General features: G+C 72.4%; 26 protein-coding genes and 1 tRNA gene. 17 read left to right on the top strand and 10 right to left on the bottom strand.

Features of this window, described 5'->3' with window-relative positions:
- Positions 1-22: 22 nt before the first annotated feature.
- Complete coding sequence (phoU, locus tag ABT127_RS26865; RefSeq protein WP_351455016.1) at positions 23-727, bottom strand: phosphate signaling complex protein PhoU; 705 nt, start codon at positions 725-727, stop codon at positions 23-25.
- A gap of 197 nt (positions 728-924) precedes the next feature.
- Here phoU and phoR point away from each other — a divergent pair, with 197 nt between their 5' ends.
- Positions 925-2,199 carry a two-component system sensor histidine kinase PhoR gene (gene phoR, locus ABT127_RS26860; protein WP_351455013.1) on the top strand — a complete coding sequence of 425 codons (1,275 nt, stop codon included), beginning with the start codon at positions 925-927 and terminating at the stop codon, positions 2,197-2,199.
- Positions 2,200-2,204: 5 nt separating this feature from the next.
- The gene (gene phoP, locus ABT127_RS26855) at positions 2,205-2,876 is read left to right on the top strand and encodes a two-component system response regulator PhoP (RefSeq protein ID WP_467539963.1); all 672 of its coding nucleotides are present in this window, start codon (positions 2,205-2,207) and stop codon (positions 2,874-2,876) included.
- 100 nt (positions 2,877-2,976) lie between these two features.
- Here the strand turns inward: phoP and ABT127_RS26850 are convergent, their stop codons facing one another.
- A complete protein-coding gene (locus ABT127_RS26850) occupies positions 2,977-3,627 on the bottom strand; it encodes a copper chaperone PCu(A)C domain-containing protein (RefSeq protein ID WP_351455009.1) in 651 nt (216 codons plus the stop codon).
- Between the two features lie 624 nt (positions 3,628-4,251).
- On the opposite strand from ABT127_RS26850, the gene ABT127_RS26845 reads away from it, so the two are divergent.
- The 10 genes from ABT127_RS26845 to ABT127_RS26800 all read left to right on the top strand — a co-directional run bounded on the left by ABT127_RS26845 (position 4,252) and on the right by ABT127_RS26800 (position 15,046).
- Positions 4,252-4,734: a CarD family transcriptional regulator gene (locus ABT127_RS26845; protein WP_003953493.1), complete on the top strand. Its 483-nt coding sequence runs from the start codon at positions 4,252-4,254 to the stop codon at positions 4,732-4,734.
- A 264-nt stretch (positions 4,735-4,998) separates the two neighbouring features.
- Positions 4,999-5,748, top strand: a complete 750-nt coding sequence (gene ispD / locus ABT127_RS26840; protein ID WP_351455006.1) for a 2-C-methyl-D-erythritol 4-phosphate cytidylyltransferase — start codon at positions 4,999-5,001, stop codon at positions 5,746-5,748.
- Positions 5,738-6,259: a 2-C-methyl-D-erythritol 2,4-cyclodiphosphate synthase gene (gene ispF, locus ABT127_RS26835; RefSeq protein WP_351455004.1), complete on the top strand. Its 522-nt coding sequence runs from the start codon at positions 5,738-5,740 to the stop codon at positions 6,257-6,259. Before ispD ends, ispF begins: the two co-directional genes overlap by 11 nt.
- Before the next feature lie 119 nt (positions 6,260-6,378).
- Positions 6,379-6,942: a GNAT family N-acetyltransferase gene (locus ABT127_RS26830; RefSeq protein ID WP_351455001.1), complete on the top strand. Its 564-nt coding sequence runs from the start codon at positions 6,379-6,381 to the stop codon at positions 6,940-6,942.
- Positions 6,942-8,405 (top strand): ABC transporter substrate-binding protein, encoded by a 1,464-nt coding sequence (locus tag ABT127_RS26825; protein ID WP_351454998.1) that lies wholly within the window; start codon positions 6,942-6,944, stop codon positions 8,403-8,405. Before ABT127_RS26830 ends, ABT127_RS26825 begins: the two co-directional genes overlap by 1 nt.
- Entirely contained in the window at positions 8,402-10,261 is a 1,860-nt protein-coding gene (locus ABT127_RS26820; protein WP_351454995.1) for an ABC transporter permease subunit, read from the top strand. Before ABT127_RS26825 ends, ABT127_RS26820 begins: the two co-directional genes overlap by 4 nt.
- Before the next feature lie 4 nt (positions 10,262-10,265).
- Positions 10,266-10,670, top strand: coding sequence for a PPOX class F420-dependent oxidoreductase (locus tag ABT127_RS26815; protein WP_351454992.1), 405 nt, complete (start codon positions 10,266-10,268; stop codon positions 10,668-10,670).
- A gap of 150 nt (positions 10,671-10,820) precedes the next feature.
- Positions 10,821-12,224 carry a cysteine--tRNA ligase gene (cysS, locus tag ABT127_RS26810; RefSeq protein ID WP_351454989.1) on the top strand — a complete coding sequence of 468 codons (1,404 nt, stop codon included), beginning with the start codon at positions 10,821-10,823 and terminating at the stop codon, positions 12,222-12,224.
- An 87-nt stretch (positions 12,225-12,311) separates the two neighbouring features.
- Positions 12,312-13,262: a 23S rRNA (guanosine(2251)-2'-O)-methyltransferase RlmB gene (gene rlmB / locus ABT127_RS26805; RefSeq protein WP_351454986.1), complete on the top strand. Its 951-nt coding sequence runs from the start codon at positions 12,312-12,314 to the stop codon at positions 13,260-13,262.
- 164 nt (positions 13,263-13,426) lie between these two features.
- Positions 13,427-15,046, top strand: a complete 1,620-nt coding sequence (locus ABT127_RS26800) for a DoxX family protein (RefSeq protein ID WP_351454983.1) — start codon at positions 13,427-13,429, stop codon at positions 15,044-15,046.
- 76 nt (positions 15,047-15,122) lie between these two features.
- Here the strand turns inward: ABT127_RS26800 and ABT127_RS26795 are convergent, their stop codons facing one another.
- The 3 genes from ABT127_RS26795 to ABT127_RS26785 form a co-directional block, all read right to left on the bottom strand.
- Positions 15,123-15,878, bottom strand: coding sequence for a nucleotidyltransferase family protein (locus ABT127_RS26795; RefSeq protein ID WP_351454980.1), 756 nt, complete (start codon positions 15,876-15,878; stop codon positions 15,123-15,125).
- 64 nt (positions 15,879-15,942) lie between these two features.
- On the bottom strand, positions 15,943-16,401 hold the full coding sequence (locus ABT127_RS26790; protein ID WP_351454977.1) for a hypothetical protein: 459 nt from the start codon (positions 16,399-16,401) through the stop codon (positions 15,943-15,945).
- A gap of 218 nt (positions 16,402-16,619) precedes the next feature.
- Entirely contained in the window at positions 16,620-17,756 is a 1,137-nt protein-coding gene (locus tag ABT127_RS26785; protein WP_351454975.1) for an ABC transporter ATP-binding protein, read from the bottom strand.
- Between the two features lie 215 nt (positions 17,757-17,971).
- On the opposite strand from ABT127_RS26785, the gene ABT127_RS26780 reads away from it, so the two are divergent.
- Positions 17,972-18,045, top strand: a tRNA-Thr gene (locus ABT127_RS26780).
- 80 nt (positions 18,046-18,125) lie between these two features.
- Positions 18,126-18,407: a hypothetical protein gene (locus ABT127_RS26775; RefSeq protein WP_351454972.1), complete on the top strand. Its 282-nt coding sequence runs from the start codon at positions 18,126-18,128 to the stop codon at positions 18,405-18,407.
- A 21-nt stretch (positions 18,408-18,428) separates the two neighbouring features.
- Here ABT127_RS26775 and ABT127_RS26770 read toward each other — a convergent pair whose 3' ends face one another.
- Complete coding sequence (locus ABT127_RS26770) at positions 18,429-19,847, bottom strand: NAD(P)/FAD-dependent oxidoreductase (protein WP_351454969.1); 1,419 nt, start codon at positions 19,845-19,847, stop codon at positions 18,429-18,431.
- Positions 19,848-19,894: 47 nt separating this feature from the next.
- Positions 19,895-20,575, bottom strand: coding sequence for a rhomboid-like protein (locus ABT127_RS26765; RefSeq protein WP_351455266.1), 681 nt, complete (start codon positions 20,573-20,575; stop codon positions 19,895-19,897).
- On the opposite strand from ABT127_RS26765, the gene ABT127_RS26760 reads away from it, so the two are divergent.
- Entirely contained in the window at positions 20,570-21,502 is a 933-nt protein-coding gene (locus ABT127_RS26760; RefSeq protein ID WP_502971788.1) for an aminoglycoside phosphotransferase family protein, read from the top strand. The genes ABT127_RS26765 and ABT127_RS26760 overlap by 6 nt on opposite strands.
- 150 nt (positions 21,503-21,652) lie before the next feature.
- Complete coding sequence (locus ABT127_RS26755; protein ID WP_351454963.1) at positions 21,653-22,123, top strand: GNAT family N-acetyltransferase; 471 nt, start codon at positions 21,653-21,655, stop codon at positions 22,121-22,123.
- 3 nt (positions 22,124-22,126) lie between these two features.
- On the opposite strand, the gene ABT127_RS26750 is transcribed toward ABT127_RS26755, so the two are convergent.
- Complete coding sequence (locus tag ABT127_RS26750; protein WP_351454960.1) at positions 22,127-23,134, bottom strand: zinc-binding dehydrogenase; 1,008 nt, start codon at positions 23,132-23,134, stop codon at positions 22,127-22,129.
- A 120-nt stretch (positions 23,135-23,254) separates the two neighbouring features.
- On the opposite strand from ABT127_RS26750, the gene ABT127_RS26745 reads away from it, so the two are divergent.
- Complete coding sequence (locus tag ABT127_RS26745) at positions 23,255-23,932, top strand: pentapeptide repeat-containing protein (protein ID WP_351454957.1); 678 nt, start codon at positions 23,255-23,257, stop codon at positions 23,930-23,932.
- A gap of 5 nt (positions 23,933-23,937) precedes the next feature.
- On the opposite strand, the gene ABT127_RS26740 is transcribed toward ABT127_RS26745, so the two are convergent.
- Both ABT127_RS26740 and ABT127_RS26735 read right to left on the bottom strand, forming a co-directional pair.
- The gene (locus ABT127_RS26740) at positions 23,938-24,438 is read right to left on the bottom strand and encodes a hypothetical protein (RefSeq protein WP_351455263.1); all 501 of its coding nucleotides are present in this window, start codon (positions 24,436-24,438) and stop codon (positions 23,938-23,940) included.
- 23 nt (positions 24,439-24,461) lie between these two features.
- On the bottom strand, positions 24,462-25,094 hold the full coding sequence (locus ABT127_RS26735) for a response regulator (RefSeq protein WP_351454954.1): 633 nt from the start codon (positions 25,092-25,094) through the stop codon (positions 24,462-24,464).
- Positions 25,095-25,164: the final 70 nt, after the last annotated feature.

Genomic DNA, 25,164 nt, shown 5'->3' with positions numbered 1-25,164 from the left:
CGGGCCCTCGCGCGCGTACCGGTCAGGCGTCCTCGCCCGAGGACGGCGACACCGGCGCCGGCGTCGCGCCCGCCGCCTGCACGTCGTCCGCGTGCTCGCCCGTCACCAGGTAGACGACGCGCTTCGCGACGGCCACGGCGTGGTCGGCGTACCGCTCGTAGTACCGGCCGAGCAGCGTCACGTCGACCGCCGTCTCGATGCCGTGCTGCCACTTGTCGTCCAGCAGGTGCTGGAAGAGCGTGCGGTGCAGCAGGTCCATCTCGTCGTCGTCCTGCTCCAGCTGCATCGCCAGATCGACGTCCTTGGTGATGATCACCTCGGCGGCCTTCGCCATCAGGCGCTGCGCGAGCTGGCCCATCTCCAGGATGGTCGCGTGCAGGTCGTGCGGGACGGCCCGCTCCGGGAAGCGCAGCCGGGCCAGCTTGGCGACGTGCTGGGCCAGGTCGCCGCTGCGCTCCAGGTCGGCGCTCATCCGCAGCGAGGTCACCACGATCCGCAGGTCGGTGGCCACCGGCTGCTGCCGCGCCAGCAGGGCTATGGCCCGCGCCTCCAGCTCGTGCTGGAGATCGTCCACCTTCTGGTCTGCGGCGATCACGGTCTCGGCCAGCTTCAGATCGGCGTCGAGCATGGCCGTGGTGGCGCGCCCGATCGCCGACCCGACAAGGCGGGCCATCTCGACCAGGCCCTCGCCGATCGAGTCAAGTTCCTCGTGGTACGCGTCACGCATTCGACGTGCCCTCTCTCAAGGATGATGTCCGTGGGGACCGGGTCGGCCCCACGCTCCCACGTTCCGTGCCGTACGCGTCCGGATCCGGCACCTGAAATGAATCACCCCCGTACTGAAGGTGAACTCTGGGCGACGAGTGTTCGAGCGTCCACCCGGACGGCTGTGGAGGACTTGCCCGACCCGCATAACCTGGGGACATGGACGTGAACGCGGCGGTCGCCGCAGCCTCAGCGATCGCCGGAGTGTGCACCGGTGCGATCGCGACGCTGGCGTTCCGCTGGAGCGAACGCGACCAGAAGCGCCCCACCCGCACTTCTCTGCACACAGACCCCGCCCTGCCGCCCGGCGTGGACACGGTCCTGTCCGTGCTGCGCTCGTCCGCCGTCGTCCTCGACGAGGCGGACAGCGTGGTCAAGGCCAGCTCGGCGGCGTACGCGCTCGGTCTCGTACGCGGCGGGAAGCTCGCCGTCGAGCCGATGCTGCAGATGGCCAGGGACACCCGGCGCGACGGCGAGATACGGCAGGTCGAGCTGGACCTGCCGCGCCGGGGCACCGGCCGCGGCGAAGCCCTCGCCGTCTCCGCGCGGGTGGCCCCGCTCGGCTCCCGCCTGGTGCTCCTCCTCGTCGAGGACCTGACCGAGGCCCGCCGCATCGAGGCGGTCCGCCGCGACTTCGTCGCGAACGTGAGCCATGAGCTGAAGACCCCCGTCGGCGCCCTCTCCCTGCTCTCCGAGGCTGTCATGGACGCCTCCGACGACCCCGAGGCCGTCGAGCGCTTCGCGGGCCGGATGCAGATCGAGGCGACCCGCCTGACCAACCTGGTCCAGGAGCTCATCGACCTCTCCCGGGTGCAGAACGACGACCCGCTGGAGGACGCCGAGCCGGTCCGCGTCGACGAGCTGGTCGCCGAGGCCATCGACCGCTGCCGCCAGCCGGCCGCCACCAAGCAGATCACCATGGCCGCCGGCGGCACCGCCGACGTCCGCGTCTGGGGCAACCGCGGGCAGCTCGCCGCCGCCCTCGGCAACCTGGTGGAGAACGCGGTCAACTACTCGCCCGCCCGCACCCGCGTCGGCATAGCCGCCCGCCGGGTGACCGCGCCCGGCGGCGACCTGATCGAGATAGCCGTCACCGACCAGGGCATCGGTATCTCCGACAAGGACAAGGAGCGCATCTTCGAGCGCTTCTACCGGGTCGACCCGGCCCGCTCCCGCGCGACGGGCGGTACGGGCCTCGGCCTCGCCATCGTCAAGCACGTGGCCGCCTCCCACGGCGGAGAGGTCACCGTCTGGAGCTCGGAAGGCCAGGGCTCCACCTTCACGCTGCGGCTGCCGGAAGCGGCATCGACCCGCGGCTCCACCCACTCTCTCCCCGACGGCCCCGGAGACGTACGCGACGAAGACGACGCAGACGGGCCCGACCGCACCACTGCATACGAATCCATCCCCGCCGCCCCGGAGGTCCTTCCGTGACCCGAGTGCTCGTCGTAGAGGACGAGGAGTCCTTCTCCGACGCCCTGTCCTACATGCTCCGCAAGGAGGGCTTCGAGGTCGCCATCGCGGCCACCGGGCCCGACGGACTCGACGAGTTCGAGCGCAACGGCGCCGACCTCGTCCTGCTCGACCTGATGCTGCCGGGCCTGCCCGGCACCGAGGTCTGCCGTCAGCTGCGCGGCCGTTCCAACGTCCCGGTGATCATGGTGACCGCCAAGGACAGCGAGATCGACAAGGTCGTCGGGCTCGAAATAGGAGCGGACGACTACGTCACCAAGCCCTTCTCCTCGCGCGAGCTCGTCGCCCGCATCCGGGCCGTCCTGCGCCGCCGCGGCGAGCCCGAGGAGGTCGCTCCGCAGGCCCTGGAGGCGGGTCCGGTGCGGATGGACGTCGACCGGCACGTGGTGACCGTCTCCGGCTCCAAGGTCGACCTCCCGCTCAAGGAGTTCGACCTGCTGGAGATGCTGCTGCGCAACGCGGGCCGCGTCCTCACCCGCATGCAGCTCATCGACCGGGTCTGGGGCGCCGACTACGTGGGCGACACCAAGACCCTCGACGTCCACGTGAAGCGCCTGCGCGCCAAGATCGAGCCGGACCCGGGCGCCCCGCGCTACCTGGTCACGGTCCGCGGCCTCGGCTACAAGTTCGAGCCGTAGGCCGCGAGAGCACCGCGAGAGCACCGAGAGTGCGCAACGCCCCGGGGGCGGATCCCAGCTGGGATCCGCCCCCGGGGCGTTGCGGCAGGTCGTACGCGGCTCAGCGGCCCGCGGCGGACTCGGTGGCCGTCGCGGACGACGACGCGGAGGAGGACGCCGACGAGGACGACGGCGACGACGGCGAGCCCGCGGACTGCGAGGCCGAGGCCGACGCCGAGGCGTCCGGCGTCTGCGGCGCCTCGGACGGGCCCCACTTCTCGAAGTAGCTCTCGGCCGGCACCACGAACGCCTTCAGCTTCACTTCACCGGTCTTGCTGAAGGAGAAGGTGATCGGCTGGGCGTTCCCGTCCAGGACCGCGGTGCGGCTGTTGGGCAGCTCGGCGGTGGCGTTGCCCTTGCCGCCGAGGACGACCGAGCCGCCGGCCGGGACCGTGATGGTCGAGCCGCCCTTGGCGTCGGTCAGGGTCGCGGTCTTGCCGACCCCGTCGACGGTGATGCCGTCGAGCTTCTGGTCGGTCCTGCCGTTGTTGAAGAGGGTGGCGGTGACGACGGCCGGGCCCTTGGAGGTGCGGTCCGGCTGGGTGATCACGGTGGCGTTCTGCACCTTGATGTCACCCACCGAGGTCGCGGCGTTGTCGGGCTTCACCTCGAGCGTCTGCGCGTTGTGGCCGGCTCCGCACGCGGCGAGCGAGGCGATCGAGAACGCGATGGCGGCGGCGGCGAGGGCGCCGCGTCGAAGGCTGCTGCTCACGGCGGCGGCTACTCCTTGAACGTGGGCGGGGCAGACGGCTCACGGGGTGTAAAGCCGTCCTAAGGGTCTGTCAGCGGCCTTAGATTACCGAGCCGTTCTCACGCCATCGCACCCGACCCGCCCCTAGCGGGTCACCGCTCCTCACCAGGCACCCCGTACGCACCGGACATCCCGTGTTCCTCACCGTCACCATTGGCACCTTCTTCGTCATTCCCATAGGCCGCTGTCCGGCGGCGGCTGCGGATTTCCGGTAAGGAATGCATGGGGGTCCGGAAAAACGATCACCCGGGCCCGGGAAACGCAGTGATCAATTCCGGATTCGGCTCGAACGGGGGGCGGTGCGCCCGAACGGAGTAGCGGAAGTCGTCCGCTCCGAACCTCACAAAACGGGACGTTCGACCCTTTGGGTGTCTGTTCAGGTGCCTGTAACGTTCGTGATTCTCCCTCGCCGGAGAGCTGCTCCGACCTGCGAATACCCCGCTCCCCTTCCGTCCGCGGACCCCTTCGCAGCACGTTCCTGTTGTTGTTGTCAAGCCCCGAGATATGCCCTGACCTGCGAAAACGCCATTCAGAACCCGCAGTTTCCGTGTTACCCTGGATAGCCACGGAAGGGGTACCTGTCACATGACGTTCAAGGTTGGCGACACCGTGGTCTATCCCCATCACGGGGCCGCGCTGATCGAGGCTATCGAAACTCGCCAGATCAAAGGCGTGGACAAGACCTACTTGGTGCTGAAGGTCGCCCAGGGCGACTTGACGGTACGTGTGCCAGCGGACAATGCGGAGTTCGTCGGCGTGCGGGATGTGGTCGGTCAGGACGGGCTCGACCGGGTCTTCGAGGTACTGCGCGCGCCGTACGCCGAGGAGCCCACGAACTGGTCGCGCCGCTACAAGGCAAACCTGGAGAAGCTCGCCTCCGGCGATGTCATCAAGGTCGCGGAGGTTGTGCGTGACCTGTGGCGTCGTGAGCGTGAGCGCGGACTGTCCGCGGGCGAGAAGCGCATGCTCGCCAAGGCTCGCCAGATCCTGGTGAGCGAGCTCGCTCTCGCGGAGAACACGAACGAGGACAAGGCCGAGGCCCTGCTCGACGAGGTTCTCGCGTCCTGACGCGCTGCTGCGCGGGATAAGCGCGTAGGAAAAAATGCCGTGGTGCCCGCTGACCCTGATGGTGTCGCCGGGCGCTGCGGCATGCTCGTATCCGCTCGCTTCGCCCGACATGTGCGTCGATGCCTGCCGATGTGCCGTCCCCTGGCGTGCCGGGCCCGGGCAGTCGACTCGACCGGTGTCACGGAAGGGTCCGGTCAAGGCGTCGCGCCCGGCACGATGTGGCCATACCCACCACCCCCGAGCGTACAAACCTGAACGGAACCGATGTCTGACGAAACGCGTCCCGTTGTCGCCCGCGCACGCACCGCGGCCGTGATTCCGGCCGCCGGCCGGGGTGTACGCCTCGGCCCGGGCACCCCCAAGGCGCTCCGCGCGCTGAACGGCACCCCGATGCTGATCCACGCCGTCCGTGCCATGGCGGCGTCCCGGTCCGTCTCCCTCGTCGTGGTCGTCGCACCGCCCGACGGCGCGGCCGAGGTCAAGAGCCTGCTCGCCGACCACGCGCTGCCCGAGTGGACCGACTTCGTCGTCGTGCCCGGCGGCGCGTCCCGCCAGGAGTCCGTGAAGCGGGGCCTCGACGCCCTGCCGGACGGCATCGACATCGTCCTCGTGCACGACGCGGCCCGGCCGCTGGTGCCGGTGGACACCGTCGACGCGGTCATCGAGGCCGTCCGCGACGGCCAGCCGGCCGTCGTGCCCGCGCTGCCGCTCGCGGACACCGTCAAGGAGGTCGTGCCGACCACCGACGGCAGCCCCGAGCCGGTCGTCGCCACCCCGTCGCGGGCCAGGCTGCGCGCGGTGCAGACCCCGCAGGGCTTCGACCACGACACGCTCCGCCGGGCGCACGAGACCGTCACCGAGGACGTGACCGACGACGCCAGCATGGTGGAGCAGCTGGGGCTCCAGGTCGTCCTCGTGCCCGGGCACGAGGAGGCGTTCAAGGTGACCCGTCCGCTGGACCTCGTGCTCGCCGAGGCCGTGCTCGCCCGCAGGAGGGCCAACGATGGGTTCTGAGCAGCAGCCCTTCCCGTACGCGCTGCCGCAGGTCGGCATCGGGACCGACATCCACGCCTTCGAGGAGGGGCGGGAGATGTGGTGCGCCGGGCTGAAGTGGGAGGCCCCGGACTACCAGGGCCCCGGGCTCGCCGGGCACTCCGACGCCGACGTGGTCGCGCACGCCGCCTGCAACGCGCTGTTCTCGGCCGCCGGGCTCGGTGACCTGGGTCAGCACTTCGGGACCGGGCGGCCCGAGTGGGCGGGGGCGAGCGGGCTCACGCTGCTCGCGGAGGCGGCCCGGATCGTGCGGGACGCCGGTTTCGTCATCGGCAATGTCGCCGTGCAGGTCGTCGGCCCCCGGCCGAAGATCGGCAAGCGGCGCGACGAGGCCCAGAAGGTGCTGTCCGAGGCCGCCGGGGCGCCGGTCTCCGTCTCGGGCGCCACCACCGACGGGCTCGGCTTCCCCGGGCGGGACGAGGGCCTGATGGCGGTGGCGACGGCGCTGGTGGCGCGGACCGGAACCGTCTGACCTGCGGAGCGACTGCCCCACACCCTTATTGCGCATCACTTGCAGTTAGCATGTCAGGGCAGGTTGATCAGCCTGATCGATTCAGGCTGATCAGGGCTCGGACTGGGTGAAGGCAGGCAATGGGCGACTACGTGATCCGCGTGGCCGGTGACGGCGATGTGGACGGAGCCCGTGCCGTCATGCTGGACACGGTGTACCGCGACCTGAAGTCCGGTTACGTGCCGCGCTGGCACGCCGACATCATCGATCCGGCCGGCCACTACCTGCGCCCCGAGCGCCGCACCCTGCTGGTCGCCGAGCACGTGCCCAGCGGCGAGATCGTCGCCACGGGCGGGGTGCGGGACCGCGGCCCGGCCGCCCCGCCCAACCCGCAGTGGGTCGCGGACCGCTTCCCGTCCGGCTCCACCGCGCAGCTGTGCCGCATCTACGTACGCCCCGGGCACCGGCGGCACGGCCTCGCCCGCGCCCTCGTGCGGGAGCTGACCGCCTTCGTCGCGGGCGTCGGCGGCTACGACGCGATCTACCTGCACACCGACCCGGCCGTGACCGGCGCCGAGCCGTTCTGGCGGACGCTCGCGAGCGAGGTCTGCGACGAGCGCGAGCTGCCCGGCGGCGGACAGGGCATCGTCCACTTCGAACTGCCGCTGCCCGCCGCCGTGCCCGCGCCCGTCCCCGTCGGCTGATGCGCCGCCGTGGCTTTCTGCTCGCGGCGGCCGGGCTCGGTCTCACCAGCGCCTGCGGGTCGTTCACCGGCACCGCGCGCGGCGGCCGGCTCGGCGTCGACCTCGCCTTCGCACCCACCCAGGGCCTGTCCCCGTACGGCGACGACGGGCTGCTGCTGAGCCGCCTCGCGGTCGTCGACGGGCTCACCCGGATGGACGCCGACGGCGTGATCCATCCCGCGCTGGCCGCGCGCTGGACCCGTACCACCGCCACCACCTGGGAGTTCACCCTGCGCGCCGCGCGCTTCCAGGACGGCCGGGACGTCACCGCCGCCGCTGTCGTGCGCTCCCTGACGCGGGCCGGACGGGCGAAGGTGACCCCGCGCGTGCTGAGCGACGTGCGGCTGACCGCCGAGGCGGTGGGGGAGCGGACCGTGCGGATCACGACCGGGGACGCCGATCCGCTGCTGCCCGCGCGCCTCGCCAACCCCTCCCTCGCCGTCTTCTCGCCCGCCGCGTACCGGACGGGCGGGAGCGTGGACCCGGTCGGGACCGCCACCGGCCCGTTCGCCCTGACGAAGGTGAACGGGGCGGTGTCCGCGACGCTCGACCGGTTCGACGGGCACTGGCGCGGCCGGGCCGCCGCGCGCGGCCTCGACGTCACCTTCGTCGCCGACAACAACGCCCGCGCCAACGCGCTGCGTTCGGGCCAGATCGAGGTCGCCGAGTTCGTGCCCGCCGCCCAGGCCCTGGTGCTCGGCGACCGGGCCCGGCGCGTCGCCACCGTGCGCACCACCACCCTGTACCTCAACACCCGCAAGGGACCGCTCGCCGACCCCGGGCTGCGCGCCGCCGTGCGCGCGGGCGTCGACACCAGCGCCCTGGCGGGCAGCGTCTACGAGGGATACGCCGAGCGCGCCGCCGGGCTGCTCGGACCCGGGTTCGCCTGGGCCGACGGCAAGCAACGGCCCGTCACCGGCCGGGCGGCGGCCACCGCGCCGCGCGGCCGCACGCTCACCCTCGCCACGTACACCAACCGGGCCGAGCTGCCGGAGGCCGCCGCCGCGCTCGGGCAGCAGCTGAAGCGGGCCGGGTTCGGGGTGCGCCTCGTCGTCAAGGACTACGCGCGCCTGGAGGCCGGGGCGCTGAGCGGCGACTACGACGCGTTCCTGATGTCCCGCTCGACCGCGCTCGACACCGGCGACCCGGTCTCGTACCTCGCCTCCGACTTCACCAGCGGCGGCAGCTTCAACATCTCGCAGCTGCGCGACGCCCGCGTGGACGACGCCGTGCGCGACGCGGCGGGACGTGCGGGCGCGGCGCGGCACCGTGCCGTGCTCGTCGCCGAGGCCGCCGTGCTGCGCACCGACGCCGTCGTGCCGATCGTCCACGAGGAGCACCTCCAGGGCGTCGGCGCCGGGGTGCGCGGTGTCGTCCTCGACCCCTACGAGCGGCAGTTCATCGGCCTGGAGACACGCGCGTGAACCTGACGAGCCTCAAGGTGGGCGCGGGCCGGGTGGCCGCCGTGGGCGGGCTGCTCGCGCTCACCGCCCTGCTGCCCTGGCTCACCCGCACCGACCCGGCCCTGACCGTGCTGCACGCGCGGTACGGGGACGCGCCCACGACACCGAAGCAGCTCGCCGAGGTGCGCGACCAGCTCGGCCTCGGCGAGGGCCCGTTCACCTTCCTCGGGCAGTGGCTGCGCGGCCTCGCGCACGGGGACCTCGGCACCTCCTGGGTGACGGGCGCCGACGTCGGCGCGGACGTCGCCGCCGGGTTCCGGGTGTCCGTGTCGCTGATGGCGTACGCGATGGCCGTCGCCGTCCTCGTCGCGGCGGCGGTGTGCCTGCCGGTCCTGCGCCGCGGCCGGGCCGAGGCGCCGAACGGGGTGGTCGCCGGGGTGCTCGCCGCCCTCCCCGAGTTCCTGCTCGCCTCCGTCCTCGCGACGCTGTTCGCCGTCCGGCTCGGCTGGTTCCCGGCGCAGGGCTGGGCCTCGCCCGCCTCCGCCGTGCTGCCCGCCCTCGCCCTCGGGCTGCCCGCGGGCGCGGTCCTCGGGCGGCTCGGGCAGGACGCGCTGCCCACCGCGTTCGCCGAGCCCTGGGTGCGCACCGCCCGCGCGAACGGCATGCCGCGCTCGCGCATCGCCGGGCACGCCGTGCGCCGCGCGCTGCCCGCCGTGCTGCCGCAGGCGGGGCTCACCGTGGTCGGTCTCACCGGGGCGGCGGCCGCCATCGAGGCCGTGTTCGCCATTCCCGGCCTCGGCGGCACCGCCGTCGCCGCCGCGCTCGACCTCGATCTGCCACTGCTCCAGGGCTGCCTGCTGGTGCTGCTCGCGCTCGGCGTCGTCGCGGCCGTCGCCGTCGAACTCGTCCGGCGCCGGCTGCTCGGCCCCGCCCTGCGCGCGGGCGCGCTGCCCGGCGCCGTCCCGGTGCGCGCGGGCCGCCGGCCGGCCGGGTACGCCGCGCTCGTCCTCGGTGCCGTCCTGCTCGCCGTGATCGTGTGGGGCCTGACCCGCGACCCCCTCCAGGTCGAGCTGACCGCCCGCCTCGCCCCTCCGTCGGGCGCCCACCCCTTCGGCACCGACGCGCTCGGCCGCGACGTGCTGGCCCGGCTCGGGCACGGGGCGCTGCGCACCCTGGCCACGGCCGCCGCCGTGTGCGCCGCCGCCTACGTCGTCGGTGTCGCGCTCGGCCTCACCCGCTGGGCCAAGGGTCCGGCCGAGGTCGCCAACGCGCTGCCCGCGATCCTCGCCGGGCTCCTGGTCACCGGCCTGTTCGGGGCCGGGCAGGCCGGCGCGGCCGTCGCCGTCGCCGCCGTCGGCTGGGCCCCGCTGGCCGCGCACACCGCGGCCCTGGCCGAGACGGAACGGGCCTCCGGGCACGTCGAGGCCGCCCTCGCCCAGGGCGCCGGACGCCGCCACGTGCTGCGCCGCCACGTGCTGCCCGGCGTCCTCGGCCCCGTCACCCGCCACGCGGCCCTGCGGCTGGCCCCCACCACCCTCGCCCTGGCCTCCCTCAGCTTCCTCGGCCTCGGCACCCAGCCCCCCACCCCCGAGTGGGGCCGCCTCCTGATGGAGAACCTCCCCTACGCGGAGCGGGCCCCCTGGGCGGTCCTGGCCCCGGCGGCGGCCCTGGCCTGCGTGGGCGCGGTGGTGGCGCTGACCTCGGGCGCCGCGAAGGGGCGCGGGGAACTGCGCGGGCAACCACGACGCGGCGGCACCCGGCGACGCACGGAAGCCCCACGGCGGACACCCCGTGAAAGGGCCGGCCGAAATACCGGCTCCGCCCGGTGTGTTGCCGCAGGATCGGGTACGCGTTCGCAGTCATACGAGAAGGAGTGAAGCCATGTCCGCCCAGCTCTCCGACGAGCTCAAGGCACTGCTCGACAGCAAGGTCTTCATCGGCGTCGCCACGATCCAGCCCGACGGGAGTCCGCAGGTCTCCCCGGTGTGGGTCAAGCGCGACGGCGACGACGTGCTGTTCTCCACGACCGTCGGCCGCCGCAAGGAGAAGAACCTGCGGCGCGACCCGCGCGTGACCGTCCTCGTGCAGCCCGCCGACAACCCGTACGCCTACGCCGAGATCCGCGGCACCGCCGACATCACCACCGAGGGCGGTCAGGAACTCATCGACGAGCTGTCGGTGAAGTACACCGGCAAGAAGTACGCGGAGTTCAACCCGTCGTCCGCCGACGACGCGGAGCGGGTCGTGGTGCGGGTCCGCGCCCGGAAGGTCGTCGGGCGGGTCTGAGGTTTGCGGGGGTTCGCCTCTTTTGGGGGACTGCGTCCCCTCGCTCCCGTCGGTTCGCCGTCGGCCGACGGCCGGTGGCGGGCCGGGCGCGCGGTTCCCCGCGCTCCTGAAGGGGCGCTCGCACTCCCTCGGGGCTACTACCCTGGAGGCGTGACTATTCGCCTGTACGACACCAGCGCCCGGCAGATCCGTGACTTCATCCCGCTCACGCCGGGCTGCGTCTCGATCTACCTCTGTGGCGCCACCGTGCAGGCGGCCCCGCACATCGGGCACATCAGGTCGGGCCTCAACTTCGACATCATGCGCCGCTGGTTCGCGTACCGCGGCTACGACGTCACGTTCATCCGCAACGTGACGGACATCGACGACAAGATCATCAAGAAGGCCGCCGAGCAGAACCGGCCGTGGTGGTCGATCGGGTACGAGAACGAGCGGGCGTTCAACGACGCCTACGACGCGCTCGGCTGCCTGCCGCCGACGTACGAGCCGCGGGCCACCGGGCACGTCCCCGAGATGATCGAGATGATGCGCGGGCTCATCGAGCGCGGTCACGCCTACGAGGCCGACGGGAACGTCTACTTCGACGTGCGCTCCTTCCCCGGCTACCTGGAGCTGTCCAACCAGGAGCTGGACGGGCTGCGCCAGCCGCCCGAGGAGGGCGTCACCGGCAAGCGCGACCCGCGCGACTTCGCCATGTGGAAGGCGACCAAGCCGGGCGAGCCCAGCTGGGAGACGCCGTGGGGCCGCGGCCGTCCGGGCTGGCACCTGGAGTGCTCGGCGATGGCCCACAAGTACCTGGGCCCCGCCTTCGACATCCACGGCGGCGGCCTCGACCTGGTCTTCCCCCACCACGAGAACGAGATCGCGCAGGCCAAGGCCTTCGGCGACGACTTCGCGAAGTACTGGGTGCACAACTACTGGGTCACCATGGCCGGCGAGAAGATGTCGAAGTCGCTGGGCAACAGCGTCCTCGTCTCCGAGATGGTCAAGCACTGGCGGCCCATCGTGCTCCGGTACTACCTGGGCACCCCGCACTACCGCTCGACCATCGAGTACAGCGAGGAGGCGCTGCGCGAGGCCGAGTCCGCGTTCGCGCGCATCGAGGGCTTCGTGCAGCGGGTCACCGAGCTGGCCGGCGGCACGGTCGCCCCGGCCGCCGAGGTGCCGCTCGCCTTCGCCGAGGCGATGGACGACGACCTGGGCGTGCCGCAGGCGCTGGCCATCGTGCACACCGCCGTCCGGCAGGGGAACTCGGCGCTGGCCGCCGACGACAAGGAGACCGCCGTCGCCCGGCTCGCCGAGGTGCGCGCCATGCTCGGCGTCCTCGGCCTCGACCCGCTGGACCCGCGGTGGTCCGGCGCGGGGGACGGTGGCACCGAGGACCTGCACGGCGTCGTCGACAGCCTCGTACGGCTCGTGCTCGACCAGCGCGAGGCCGCCCGGGCCCGCAAGGACTGGGCCACCGCCGACGCCATCCGCGACCAGCTCGGCCAGTCCGGGCTCGTCATCGAGGACAGCCCGCAGGGCCCGCGCTGGACGCTGGGACCGCGCTGACCGCACGGTGAATGTGCCGCCCGGCCCGTGGGGCGGCACACTTCATATACGTACAGACATTCGTTGCCGTAAGAGAACAGGTAGGTCATGGCCGCCAACAACAACCGCCGCATGTCCGGCAAGAAGGGCGCGCAGGTCGGCAGTGGCGGCCAGCGACGCAAGGGTCTCGAGGGCAAGGGCCCGACCCCGCCCGCCGAGATGCGCAAGAAGCACAAGAAGAACCGCATCGCGACGGCCCAGGCCAAGCGTGCGCAGGGCCGCCCCACCAGCCGCACCGGCGGCCCGCGCGGCAAGTCGACCTCCGAGATGGTCGTCGGCCGCAACCCGGTCGTCGAGGCGCTGCGCGAGGGCGTGCCCGCGAGCACGCTCTACGTCCAGCAGTTCATCGACAACGACGAGCGGGTCCGCGAGGCGCTCCAGCTCGCCGGTGAGCGCGGTGGCATCCACCTCATGGAGGCCCCGCGCCCCGAGCTGGACCGGATGACGAACGGGCTGAACCACCAGGGCCTCGTGCTCCAGGTGCCGCCCTACGAGTACGCGCACCCGGAGGACCTGGTCGCCGCCGCGTTCGACGAGGGCCAGGACCCGCTGATCGTCGCCCTCGACGGTGTCACCGACCCGCGCAACCTCGGCGCCGTCGTGCGGTCCGTCTCCGCGTTCGGCGGGCACGGGGTCGTCGTGCCCGAGCGGCGTGCGGCCGGCATGACCGCCGGTGCCTGGAAGACGTCGGCGGGTACGGCCGCCCGGACGCCGGTCGCCCGCGCCACGAATCTGACCCGTGCGCTCGAGCAGTACCAGAAGGCGGGCCTCGCCGTGGTGGGCCTCGCCGCCGACGGTGAGCACACCGTGGACGACCTCCAGGCGCTGGAGGGGCCCGTCGTCATCGTCGTCGGCAGCGAGGGCAAGGGCCTGTCGCGGCTGGTCGGGGAGACCTGTGACTTCCGCGTGCGGATTCCGATGCCGGGTGGCGCGGAGTCCTTGAACGCCGGTGTCGCCGCCGGCGTCGTCCTGTACGAGGCGGCCCGGCGCCGCGCTTAGCCGTTTCGCCGCCGGGTGCGGCCCGGTGGCCTCTTCTCGCGCAGTTCCCCGCGCCCCTGGGAGCGAGCTCCGCTCGCCCAGGGGCGCACCCTTGGTGACCTTGACGGGGCCCGGACATTTTGGCGTAGTCAAGGCAGTGTCCTAAACACACATCACTCGGTTAGATGAGTGTGGACACCAGAACGCCCCGCACACCCTCGGGGGACCGCTCGTCGGGATTCGACGACGCTCCCGCGCTGAGCATGGTGAAGGTTCCGTGCGACCCGGCGCAGGTCATCGTCAACCACGCGAGTTTCCGCGTGCAGCTCCCCACGGCGCAGAAGACGCAACTCCCGCGCATCGCCCGCCACTTGTCCGCCGTCGACGCGGCGACCGCGCGCATTCCCGTGATCACCGCCGCCGGTACGCCCGCGGCCCGGCGACGCCCGGTCGTCATGAGCGGCGGCGCCTTCGCCGCCGACGGCCTGCTGACGGGCGCGCGACGCCCCGGTGAGCCGGACGCGGGCGGTGCCACGCAGGTCATTCCGCGCGTCGACGTCGACGACCTCTACGAGGGCGATCCGACCCAGGAAACACCCGTCGTCGAGCCCGGCGCCCGGATCCTGCCCCAGATGCGGCAGTCCGGCAGCGCCTTCGAGGACTCCGGCGAACTCGATCAAGTCGGTTACCGCGGCGGCGAGTTCGACGCCGGTCACGACGGCGACGAGGGCGACACCGAGAGCACCGCCGCCCGCCGCTACGGCCCCGTCCGGCACGCCTACTACCCCGGCCGCCGGATGAACCTCGGCGTGGTGCTGCTCCCGCTCCGCGTCTTCCTCGGCTTCATCTCCATCTACGCGGGCATGGGCAAGCTCTGCGACCCCGTCTACTTCGACGGCGGCGAGCGCGGCTCCATGGTCAAGTGGCTCAATTCGCTGCACCCGTGGGAGCTCGCCGAACCGCTGCGCGACTGGGCGCTCCAGCACCCGGTCGGCGCCGGGCTCGCGATCGCCTTCTTCCAGGTCATCGTCGGCGTGCTGACCGTGCTCGGACTCTGGCAGCGGCTCGCCGCCGCCATCGGCGTGCTGCTCTCCGCCGCGATCCTCGTCACCGTCAGCTGGAAGACCGTCCCGGCCTACGACGCGCCGGACATCATCTATCTGGCCGCATGGTCGCCGCTGATCATCGCCGGCGCCCCGGTCTACTCCATCGACGGACATCTCGCCTCGCGCGCCTGGCGACGGCTCGGCCCGCGCTCCACGCTCGGGGAGCTGCGCCGCTACGTCCTGCGCCGCGGCTCGGTCGTCGCGACGGTCGTCATCGGCCTCACCCTGCTGATCGGTTCGCTGCTCGGCGGCGCCGTGCGCGACGCCGACCGGGTCACCGCCCCAGGCCCCGGCGACGCCCCGCACAACCAGCAGCCCGGCTCGCCGCTCCCCTCGGAGCCCGGCAGCACGAAGCAGGAGGAGCGGCGCTCGTCGAGCCCGTCGGCCTCCGACGCGCCGACGCAGGGCACCACGTCGAGCCCGACCGGTTCGCCCGGCGCCACCCGCGAGAGCGGCAGCGCCAGCGGGACGACCAGCACCCCGACGCAGGGCGCCACGGCGGGCCAGGCCCCGCCCCAGCAGACGACCCCGCAGCAGCCGCCGAGCAGCACCGGTGGCGCGCCCACCAACGGTGGCGGCACGTCCAGCGGCGGCACGTCGGACGGCGGCTCGTCCTCCTCCGGCGGCGGCGGCGAAGGCGGTGGCGGCGGCGGTTCCGACTCCTCGGGCGGCAAGCTCGTGGGCGGCCTGCTCGGCTGACCGTCTCTCCCGCCCGCTACGCCGATGGGGCCCCGCACGAGCATCGTGCGGGGCCCCATCGGCGTAGGAGCGGCGCTCAACGGCCCTGTGCGGCCAGCTCCTTCGCGGCTTCCGTGAGGTCCTTCGCCGTGTCGATCGCCCGCCAGTAGGCGCCCTGCGGGAGCGGGAAGCCCGCCAGCCGCTTGGCGCGGGCCAGGCGCGGGAACGTGGTGCGCTCGTGGTCGCCGGTGGCGGGCAGCAGCGAGGCGAACTCGGGGGAGAAGACGTAGACGCCCGCGTTGATCAGGTACGGGGACGGCGGGGCCTCGATGAAGTCGGTGATGTGGCCGAACGCGTTGGTCTCGACGGCGCCCCACGGGATGCGCGGCCGGGCCAGCGCCAGGGTCGCGGTGGCCTCCCGCTCGTGGTGGAAGTCGGCCATCTCGCGCAGCGAGAACCGCGTCCAGATGTCGCCGTTCGTCGCGTACCAGGGGCGGTCCGGGTGGGGCAGGTGCGCGGCCGCGTACTTCAGGCCGCCGCCCCGGCCGAGCGGCTCCTTCTCGACGACCGTCGTGACCCGCAGCGGGAGTTCGGCCTGTGCGAGCCATTCTTCGAGGACCTCGGCGAGGTGGCCGCAGGAGACGACGGCGTCCGTGACGCCCTCCTCGGCGAGCCAGGACAGCTGGTGTCCGATGATCGGCGTGCCCGTGCCCGGGATCTCCACCATCGGCTTGGGCCGGTCGTCGGTGTACGGGCGCAGCCGCGAGCCCTGGCCGCCCGCCAGGACGACGGCCTGCGTGGGCCGGTGCGGATACGAGTGCGGGCCGTGCGCGGCGGGTTCAGCGGTCGTCATGACCGGAACCCTACGTGCGCACGGCCCGCGGAGTGAGGGGGACGTGTCGGTGGTGAGCCGTCCGTCAGGCCCGGAAGCCGGCCACGCCCGAGGCGAAGGAGGTGTCGCAGACCGGACGGGCGTACGACTGGGCGCGCGCCGGTCCGTAGGCCTGAACGGCGGCACGGCCGAGGGACTTCGCGATCGACATGCAGTACTTGGCGAGCGAGGGCCGCTGGTCGATCTCCTGCTGGAGGTGGGTGAGTGCCGTCCCCGGGTCCTTCTCCTGCAGCTCGACCAGAAGGCGGTCGCGCAGGACGTCCTGGGGGGCGCGCGACTTGGCGCGCGCTGACACGTCTTGTGAGGAAGCTGTGAGGACGGAGTCCGAAGAGCTTCCCGACCAGTTGACTCGGGTGACCGCGAGGGTTCCGGAGAGCACCAGCATCACCGGCAGGACGAACGCGAGCGTGCGGGCGGCGCGGCGGGCGGGGCCCCGGCCCCGGGCGCGGCGCGGCTTCTGGGTGTAGGTAGCAGAGTGCGTCACGCGAGTGAGCGTAGCGGTAGGTGATGATTTGGCGACATTTAGTCACTCGACCGAGGGACAAGCAACTTGGTTTTGGTGATGAGGTGTTGACGCCGGGTGGTGAAATGTCCGAGTTGCCGGGGTATTTGTCGACAACGTGACCGAACGCGCGGAAGGGCCCCGCACCGAAGTGCGGGGCCCTTCCGTGGACTTCTGCGGCTTCTGCCCGGCGGACCGGATCAGTCGGTGAGGCGCTCGCCCGTGGAGGTCGAGAACACGTGGGTCTCGCCCGGACGGGGCACGACGTGCAGCTGGGCGCCCTTCTCGGGCACCTGGCGGCCGTTGACCCGGACGACGAGGTCCTTGGTCTCGCCACCGACCTGGGCGGTGCCGTAGACGTAGCCGTCGGCGCCGAGCTCCTCGACGACGTTGACGGAGACGGCCAGGCCGGCCGGGGCGTCGCTGGCGTCCTTGGTGAGGGTCTTCGCGGCCTCGCCACCGTGCTCGACGATGTCGAAGTGCTCGGGGCGGACACCGACGGTGACCGTGGTGTCGCCCTTGTCCGAAGCGGCCTTGAGGGCGTCGCGGTTGACCGGGACGACCGAGTTGCCGAACTTCACGCCGCCGTCGGTGATCGGGACCTCGACCAGGTTCATGGCCGGGGAGCCGATGAAGCCGGCGACGAAGAGGTTGGCCGGGCGGTCGTACATGTTGCGCGGGGAGTCGACCTGCTGGAGCAGACCGTCCTTGAGGACCGCCACACGGTCGCCCATCGTCATGGCCTCGACCTGGTCGTGGGTGACGTAGACGGTGGTGATGCCGAGGCGGCGCTGGAGCGACGCGATCTGCGTACGGGTCGACACACGGAGCTTGGCGTCGAGGTTCGACAGCGGCTCGTCCATGAGGAAGACCTGCGGCTCACGCACGATGGCGCGGCCCATCGCGACACGCTGGCGCTGACCACCGGAGAGGGCCTTCGGCTTGCGGTCCAGGTAGTCGGTGAGGTCGAGGATCTTCGCGGCCTCCTCGACCTTCTGCCGGATCTCCGCCTTGTTCACGCCGGCGATCTTGAGCGCGAAGCCCATGTTGTCGGCGACGGACATGTGCGGGTAGAGCGCGTAGTTCTGGAACACCATGGCGATGTCCCGGTCCTTCGGCGGCAGGTGCGTGACGTCGCGGTCACCGATGCGGATCGCTCCGCCGTTGACGTCCTCGAGACCCGCGAGCATGCGCAGGGAGGTCGACTTTCCGCAGCCGGAGGGGCCGACGAGGACGAGGAACTCGCCGTCCTCGATCTCGATCTCCAGACCGTCGACCGCGGGCTTGGTGGAACCCGGGTAGACGCGGGTCGCCTTGTCGAACGTGACAGAAGCCATGGCTGTGAAGCCCCCTTCACCGGCAGGAACGTGCCGGACGATCCGTTGTAAAGAAGGTGATCCCCGCCGGGCGCTCCCGGAGAGGTGTAGTCCACACGGGTGAACTGATCGGACCGTACCTGGCGGACGCCGGATCTGTCAGTAGTCCTGCGGCTGTGAGATTCGTCGAAATTTTCGACGGCGACGGCTCCGGCTTTGGTTACACTGCTCGGGCTGCCTCCTTAGCTCAGCTGGTCAGAGCGCCGCTCTTGTAAAGCGAAGGTCGTCGGTTCGAATCCGACAGGGGGCTCGTCACCGTACGGAGGAGACGGGTCACGGCTGTCCGCCGCGGCCCGTCTTCCCGTTTCCGGACGTCTCGGGGGAGATCACATGAAGCGCGTTCTCGCAGTCCTGGCCACCGTCGTCGTGCTCGCCGCGCCGCTGACCGCCTGCAGCAGTTCGAAGTCCGTCAGCGGCACCGTCGTCAGCAAGAACACCGACCGTGAGTGCTCGACGAAGAAGAAGCACGGCAAGCGGACCCGCAGCTGCCACACGGAGTACGAGCTGCAGGTCCGCACGAAGGGCGGCGACCAGGAAGAGGTCGATGTCAGCAGCGGCGACTACGCCGACTGCGTCGAGGGGTCCAAGTACCCCAAGTGCACCACCCGCTAGAGGCCGTCCGGCGGGCGCGCGTCAGTGGCGGCCCGCCACCCGGTCCGCGATCTTCGCCAGGCGCGAGGAGTCCGCGGTGTTGGTGGTCTGCTCGCGGCGGTCGGCGGCGTAGTACGTGGCGTACATGCCGTGCACGCCCAGCCAGCGGAAGGGCTCCGGCTCCCACTTGCGGACCTTGTGGTTGACCCAGGGCAGCGTGGTCAGCTCGGTGGGGCCCGCCTGGCCGGAGTCCTGCTGGACCAGGTCGCGCAGGGTGCGGGCGGCCAGATTGGCGGTGGCGACGCCCGAGCCGACGTAGCCGCCGGCCCAGCCCAGGCCCGTGGAGCGGTCCAGGGTGACCGTGGCGCACCAGTCGCGCGGGACGCCGAGGACGCCGGACCAGGCGTGGTCCACGCGGACTCCGGCGAGCTGGGGGAAGAAGCGGTGCAGGATCGCGGTCAGGGCCTCGATCGTCTGGGGCTGGGTGCGGCCGTCGTTGTCCGTCTTCGAGCCGTAGCGGTACGGGTAGCCGCGGCCGCCGAGCGCGATCCGGTCGTCGGCGGTGCGCTGCGCGTACATGTACGCGTGCGCCATGTCGCCGAGCGTCTCGCGGCCCGCCCAGCCGATCGACGCCCACTGGTCCGCGGAGAGCGGCTCCGTGGCGATCATCGAGGAGTTCATGGGCAGCCAGGTGCGGCGCTGGCCCTTGAGCGAGGCCGTGAAGCCCTCCGTGCAGCGCAGGACGTACGGGGCGCGGACGGTGCCGTAGGGCGTGATGGCGTGCTTCGGCTTGATCTCGGTGACCGGCGTCGACTCGTGGATGGTGACGCCGAGCGCCTCCACGGCCCGCGCGAGGCCCTTGACCAGCTTCACCGGGTGCAGCCGCGCGCCGTGCGGGGTCCAGGTGGAGCCGACCGCGCCCGCGACCCGGATCCGCTCCGCCGTCTCCCGGGCGCCGTGCAGGGTGCGGTCCTTCTCGCCGTACGTCAGCTCGGCCTCGTGGAACGCCTTCAGGCGGGCCAGCTGAGCCGGGGTGTAGGCGACTTCGAGGACACCGCCGTGGTGGATGTCCGCGTCGATGGACTCGGCACGGGCGATGTCGACGACCTCGGTGACCGTCTCGTTCATCGCCTGCTGGAGGCGGACGGCCGCCTCGTGGCCGTGCAGCCTGGCGTAGCGGTCGCGGCCCGCGATCCCGTTGTAGAGCCAGCCGCCGTTGCGGCCCGAGGCGCCGTAACCGCAGAACTTCTGCTCCAGGACCGTGATGCGCAGGAAGGGCGCGGCCTTCTTCAGGTAGTACGCCGTCCACAGGCCCGTGTAGCCGCCGCCGACGATCACGACATCGGCGCTCGCGTCGCCGGACAGGGGCTCGCGGCCGTCGGGAATGCCGTCGTCCGCGTACCAGAACGATATGCCGCCGTTGGCTGTATGCCCGCCGTTCCCGCTGTTCACGCTGCTCATGCGGCGGGACGCTATCGCACGCGGGTGACGGCTGCCCAGGCTCTGTCTCAGGTCCTGGCGCCGGATCCGGCGCGGATCCGGCGCAGGGCCGCCGACGGGCTCCAGCCGGTGCCGGGCCGGTTGCGGGTCAGCGGGAAGCAGGCCAGGCCGATCAGGACCGAGGCGAAGTGGCCCAGGTCGGTGAAGCTGCGGCCGGTGATCAGCGGGGCGCCGTAGACGACGAGGACCCCGGCCGCGTACCCGTACCGCCAGGGCCGCGCGAAGCGGTACGTGAGGACGGCGACGACGCCCGCGAGTGCGTAACTCACGCCCACGTCCAGGGTGTTGACCATCGATACGGGGGCGTGGCCGTGCCGGATCGCCCACAGCAGGGCGCCCTCGCTGATGTAGGTGGCGCCGACGTGCGCGGTGCCGAGCACGAGCAGCCAGCGGGCGGTGCCCAGCCAGCGTTCGGCGGGCGCGTGGAAGAGCGTGTAGAGGACCGCGTACGGGAGCCAGCTGCTGCCGTCGATCCACAGCGCGCTCTGGACGAGGACGCGGAAGGGGTGGGTCGACAGGGCGTGGATGTTGGTGGAGCGGGCGCCGAGGAACGCGTCGAGGGTGTCCGGCGCCATCTGGCGCATGACGATCGTGGTGACCAGCAGAATCGTCAGCCAGACGTAGGTGCCGGGGGCGCTGCGGAGCCAACTCCCCACGGCGGTCCGGGCGGTGCCGAGAAAACGGTGCATGGTCGATTCAGGCACGTCGGTAAGGTCGGGCGGGTGATCGACATTCCGGACGGATTGGTGCAGTCGCAGTTCACCTACGCGGGGGAGGCCGGGCGGGCCTTCATCGCGGCCCTGCCCGGGCGGGTGGAGGAGTTCGCCGAGCGGTGGGGGCTGCGGGTGGACGGGCCCGCGATGCACGGGATGGCGGCCCTTGTGCTGCCGGTGGTGCGGCGGGCCGACGGGCTGCCGGCCGTGGTGAAGTTCCAGGTCCTCGACGAGGAGACGGAGGGTGAGCCGGTCGCGCTGCGCGTGTGGGGCGGGGACGGGGCCGTCCGGCTGCTCGACCACGATCCCGGCACGGGCACGATGCTGCTCGAACGGCTCGACGCCGGGCGGATGTTGAGCGTCGTCGAGGACTCCCGGGAGGCGGTGACCGTCATCGCCGGGCTGCTGGCACGGCTCACGGCCGGGCCCGCGCCGGACGGGATGCGGCGGCTCGCGGACATCGCGGCGCGGATGCTCGCCGAGGTGCCCGGGGCGCTCGGGCGGATCGCCGATCCCGTGCAGCGGGGGGTCGTGGCGGATTGCGCCGCGGCGCTGCGGGAGGTCGTGGCCGACGGGTCCGGGGACCGCCTGCTCCACTGGGACCTGCACTTCGAGAACGTGCTCGCGACGGTCGACGGGCGTGAACCCTGGGTCGCCATCGACCCGAAGCCGCTCGCCGGTGACCCCGGGTTCGATCTGTGGCCCGCGCTCGACAACCGGTTCGAGAGCGATGAGGTCGTCTGGCGGTTCGAGGCGATGACGGGTGCCCTGGGGCTCGATCGGGAGCGGGCTCGGGGGTGGACGCTGGGGCGGGTGGTGCAGAACGCGTTGTGGGATGTCGCGGACGGGCGGGCGCTCGGGGCCGATGACCTGGAGATCGCGCGGAGGTTGTTGGGGAGGTGAGGCGGGGCTCCCGGGGGTTCGTTGCCGGGTGTGGGCCGGTGGCCGCTTCTCGCGCAGTTCCCCGCGCCCCTGAAGGCATGCGCTGCGCACAGCCTTCCCCGCGCGACCGGCCCCCGCCGGAGCCGCGGACGAACGGCGTAATCTGCGCGGATGATCCGTACAGCCACGCCCCACGACATCCCCGTCATCCACGCGATGGTCCGCGAACTCGCCGCGTACGAGAAGGTGCCCGACGAAGCGCGGGCCAGTGAGGAGCAGTTGCGGGAGGCACTGTTCGGGGAGCGGCCGGCGGCCTTCGCGCACATGGCCGAGGACGCCGACGGCGAGGTGGTCGGGTTCGCGTTGTGGTTCCTGAACTTCTCCACCTGGCGGGGAGTCCACGGCATCTACCTGGAGGACCTGTACGTCCGGCCGGAGGCGCGCGGCGGCGGCCACGGCAAGGCGCTGCTCACCGAACTCGCGCGGATCTGCGTCCAGCGCGGCTACGAGCGTCTGGAGTGGTCGGTGCTGAACTGGAACCAGCCCTCGATCGACTTCTACCGCTCCCTCGGCGCGCGGCCGCAGGACGAGTGGACGGTGTACCGGCTGACCGACGAGGCGCTGGCCACCCTCGGCGGCTGACGGTCACGGTTCCAGGACCACCTTGCCCGTCGTGCCCCGGGATTCGAGGGCGCGGTGGGCGGCGGCGGCCCCGGCCAGCGGGAAGCGGCTGACGGCCGGGGTCAGGACGGCGCGGGCCCCCAGGTCGAGGGCGGCGCTTTCCAGGGTGCGCATCGGGTTCGCGCCGCCCGCCCGCCGCAGCATCTCGGGGCCGAGGGTCCGCACCTGCGTGATGCCGCGCCGGGCCCGCTCCGCCTCGTCGAGGAGGACCGGTCCCGCGGTGTCGTCCAGGCCCTGGGCGGACCAGCCGAAGACCAGATGCTGCCCGCCGGGGCCGAGCAGGTCGAGCGCGGCGGCCGTGGTGGCGCCGCCCACCCCGTCGAAGAGGACCGTGACGCGCCGCTCGCCCAGGAACTCCCGTACGCGGGCGGGCCAGTCGGCGTCGGTGTAGTCCACGGCGAGGTCCGCGCCGTTCGCCTCGACGCGGCGGGTCTTGGCGGGACCGCCGGCCAGCCCCACGACGGTGCCGCCCGCGTGCTTCACGTACTGCACGAGGAGCGTGCCGATGCCGCCCGCCGCCGCGGGGACCAGGGCGACGGTGTCCGGGGTGACGGTGGTGAAGCCGAGGATGCCCAGGGCGGTGCGGCCGGTGCCGATCAGGGCCACCGCCCGCGCCGCGTCGAGCCCGGCGGGGATCTCGTGCAGGCGGGCCGCGTCGGTGACGGCGAGTTCGGCGTAGCCGCCGGGGACCATGCCCAGATGGGCGACGACCCGCTTGCCGAGCCAGCCGGGGTCGGTGTCCGCGCCGAGCGACTCGACCGTCCCGGCGACCTCGCGGCCCGGGATCGTGGGCAGCGCGGGAAGCTCGGGGGCCGGGCCCCGGAAGCCCTGCCGGAGGGCGGTGTCGAGCAGGTGCACCCCGGCGGCCTCGACCGCGATGCGGACCTGGCCGGGGCCCGGCTCCGGGTCGTCGGTCTTCTCGTACGTGAGGTGCTCGGCCGGGCCGAAGGCGTGCAGGCGGATGGCGTGCATGGGCGCTCCCGTGGGTGGGCGGCCGCGGTCTGCGGCGCCGGACGGCCAGTCTTCGACCTCAAGTTCTGTTGAGGTCAAGGCTGCCGTCCCGTTGTCAGTGGGGGAGTGCAGCATGGGGGCATGGCGACGGAACGGCGTGGTGCGGCGGCGAAGGTGAAGAGGGCGCGACGGCCGGAGGTGCGGCTGCCTCCGCTCGTGCCGTGGGAGGGCGCGGGCCTGGAGCCGGACGGGGACTACGACGGCGTGGAGTTCCGGGGCGTGGACTTCGCCGGGCAGGAGGGGATCGGGGCGCGGTTCATGGACTGCGCGGTGGAGGGGTGCGCCTTCGACGAGGCCGGGCTCGCGCGGGCCCGGATCATCGACTCGACGCTGACCGGGATCAGAGGCGTCGGCACCGATCTGGCGGAGGCGACGCTGCGGGACGTCGAGGTGGTGGACGCGCGGCTCGGCGGGGTGCAGCTGCACGGGTCCGTGCTGGAGCGGGTGGTGATCCGCGGCGGCAAGATCGACTACCTGAACCTGCGCAAGGCCCGCCTGAAGGACGTCGTCTTCGACGGATGCGTGCTGGTGGAGCCGGACTTCGGGGGAGCGCGGCTCGAGCGGGTGGAGTTCACCGGGTGCGTGCTGAAGGAGGCGGACCTGACGGGCGTGACGCTGGTCGACGTCGACCTGCGGGAGGCCGCCGAGCTGGGCATCGCGCGCGGGGTCGACCGGCTGGGCGGGGCCGTGATCTCGCACGGGCAGCTGTTCGACCTGGCGGGGGCGTTCGCGGCGCAGCTGGGGGTGCGCGTGGTCTGAGGTCGCTACGGCAGCCGGGGGAAGCGGCCCTGGAGGTCCCAGATCGCCGGGTTGTCCGCCAGGTCCTCGTGCATGTCGGTGAGGTCGGCGATCAGGTCGTGCAGGAAGTCCCGGGCCTCGCGGCGCAGCGCGGAGTGGGAGAAGGTCAGCGGGGGCTCGTGGCCCTCCACCCAGTCGGCCTCGATGTCGACCCAGCCGAAGCGGCGCTCGAAGAGCATCCGGTCGGTGGACTCGGTGAAGTCCAGGTCCGCGTACTGGGGGGTCGCCGAGCGGCTGCCGCGCGGGTCCTTGTCGAGCTGCTCCACGATGTCGCAGAGCGCCCAGGCGAAGTCCAGGACCGGCACCCATCCCCAGGCTGTGGACAGTTCCCGGTCGGCCTTGGTGTCGGCCAGGTACACGTCGCCGCAGAACAGGTCGTGGCGCAGCGCGTGGACGTCCGCGCGGCGGTAGTCCGTCTGCGGGGGGTCCGGGAAGCGGCGGGAGAGGGCGTAGCCGATGTCGAGCACGGGGTCGATGGTGTCATGCCCGCTCACGGCAGCAGACGCTGCTCCTTCGCGACCGCCACGGCGCCGGCCCGGGTATCGACGCCGAGTTTGTCGTAGATCCGGCCCAGGTGGGTCTTGACCGTGGCCTCGCTGATGAACAGGGCCTTGGCGATCTCGCGGTTGCCCAGGCCGTGGGCGAGCTGGGCGAGGATGTCGCGTTCGCGGTCGGTGAGGGTGGGGCGCGGCTTGCGCATGTTCGCCATCACGCGGGACGCCACCGGTGCCGAGAGGGCCGTGCGGCCTTGTGCCGCCGCCTGGATCGCCGCGAAGAGTTCCTCCGGGCGCTCGGCCTTGAGGAGGTAGCCCGTCGCGCCGGCCTCGATGGCGCGGGTGATGTCGGCGTCGGTGTCGTAGGTGGTCAGGACCAGGACGTGGGGGGTGGGGGCCGGGGCCGTGGTGAGGCGGCGGGTGGTTTCCACTCCGTCGATGCCCGGGCCCAGCTGGAGGTCCATCAGGACGACGTCGGGGTGGAGTTTCGCCGTCAGCGCGATGGCTTCCTCACCGGTGCCCGCCTCGCCGATCACCTCGATGTTCTCGGCGCTGTCGAGGAGGGCGAGGAGGCCCGCTCTGACGACCACGTGGTCGTCGCAGAGCAGGAGTCGGACCGGGGGTGTCATATGGGGGCTCCTGGGGGTGGTGGTCGGGTGCGGGTGCGTGGGGGCTGGTCGCGCAGTTCCCCGCGCCCCT

This window comes from Streptomyces sp. NPDC001904 (genome assembly GCF_040297005.1).
Taxonomy (GTDB): domain Bacteria; phylum Actinomycetota; class Actinomycetes; order Streptomycetales; family Streptomycetaceae; genus Streptomyces.
The sequence above is the reverse complement of the archived record's forward strand: the minus strand, read 5'-3'. Positions and strand labels throughout refer to the sequence as shown.

Coding starts and splice junctions, on each gene's coding strand:
- ABT127_RS26800 (WP_351454983.1), top strand. CDS start 13,427: ATGAGTGTGGACACCAGAACGCCCCGCACACCCTCGGGGGACCGCTCG.
- ABT127_RS26785 (WP_351454975.1), bottom strand. CDS start 17,756: ATGGCTTCTGTCACGTTCGACAAGGCGACCCGCGTCTACCCGGGTTCC.
- ispD (WP_351455006.1), top strand. CDS start 4,999: ATGTCTGACGAAACGCGTCCCGTTGTCGCCCGCGCACGCACCGCGGCC.
- ABT127_RS26845 (WP_003953493.1), top strand. CDS start 4,252: ATGACGTTCAAGGTTGGCGACACCGTGGTCTATCCCCATCACGGGGCC.
- ABT127_RS26755 (WP_351454963.1), top strand. CDS start 21,653: ATGATCCGTACAGCCACGCCCCACGACATCCCCGTCATCCACGCGATG.
- ABT127_RS26830 (WP_351455001.1), top strand. CDS start 6,379: ATGGGCGACTACGTGATCCGCGTGGCCGGTGACGGCGATGTGGACGGA.
- ABT127_RS26765 (WP_351455266.1), bottom strand. CDS start 20,575: ATGCACCGTTTTCTCGGCACCGCCCGGACCGCCGTGGGGAGTTGGCTC.
- ABT127_RS26750 (WP_351454960.1), bottom strand. CDS start 23,134: ATGCACGCCATCCGCCTGCACGCCTTCGGCCCGGCCGAGCACCTCACG.
- ABT127_RS26770 (WP_351454969.1), bottom strand. CDS start 19,847: ATGAGCAGCGTGAACAGCGGGAACGGCGGGCATACAGCCAACGGCGGC.
- ABT127_RS26775 (WP_351454972.1), top strand. CDS start 18,126: ATGAAGCGCGTTCTCGCAGTCCTGGCCACCGTCGTCGTGCTCGCCGCG.
- phoR (WP_351455013.1), top strand. CDS start 925: ATGGACGTGAACGCGGCGGTCGCCGCAGCCTCAGCGATCGCCGGAGTG.
- ispF (WP_351455004.1), top strand. CDS start 5,738: ATGGGTTCTGAGCAGCAGCCCTTCCCGTACGCGCTGCCGCAGGTCGGC.
- phoU (WP_351455016.1), bottom strand. CDS start 727: ATGCGTGACGCGTACCACGAGGAACTTGACTCGATCGGCGAGGGCCTG.
- rlmB (WP_351454986.1), top strand. CDS start 12,312: ATGGCCGCCAACAACAACCGCCGCATGTCCGGCAAGAAGGGCGCGCAG.
- ABT127_RS26795 (WP_351454980.1), bottom strand. CDS start 15,878: ATGACGACCGCTGAACCCGCCGCGCACGGCCCGCACTCGTATCCGCAC.
- ABT127_RS26815 (WP_351454992.1), top strand. CDS start 10,266: ATGTCCGCCCAGCTCTCCGACGAGCTCAAGGCACTGCTCGACAGCAAG.
- ABT127_RS26825 (WP_351454998.1), top strand. CDS start 6,942: ATGCGCCGCCGTGGCTTTCTGCTCGCGGCGGCCGGGCTCGGTCTCACC.
- ABT127_RS26745 (WP_351454957.1), top strand. CDS start 23,255: ATGGCGACGGAACGGCGTGGTGCGGCGGCGAAGGTGAAGAGGGCGCGA.
- ABT127_RS26735 (WP_351454954.1), bottom strand. CDS start 25,094: ATGACACCCCCGGTCCGACTCCTGCTCTGCGACGACCACGTGGTCGTC.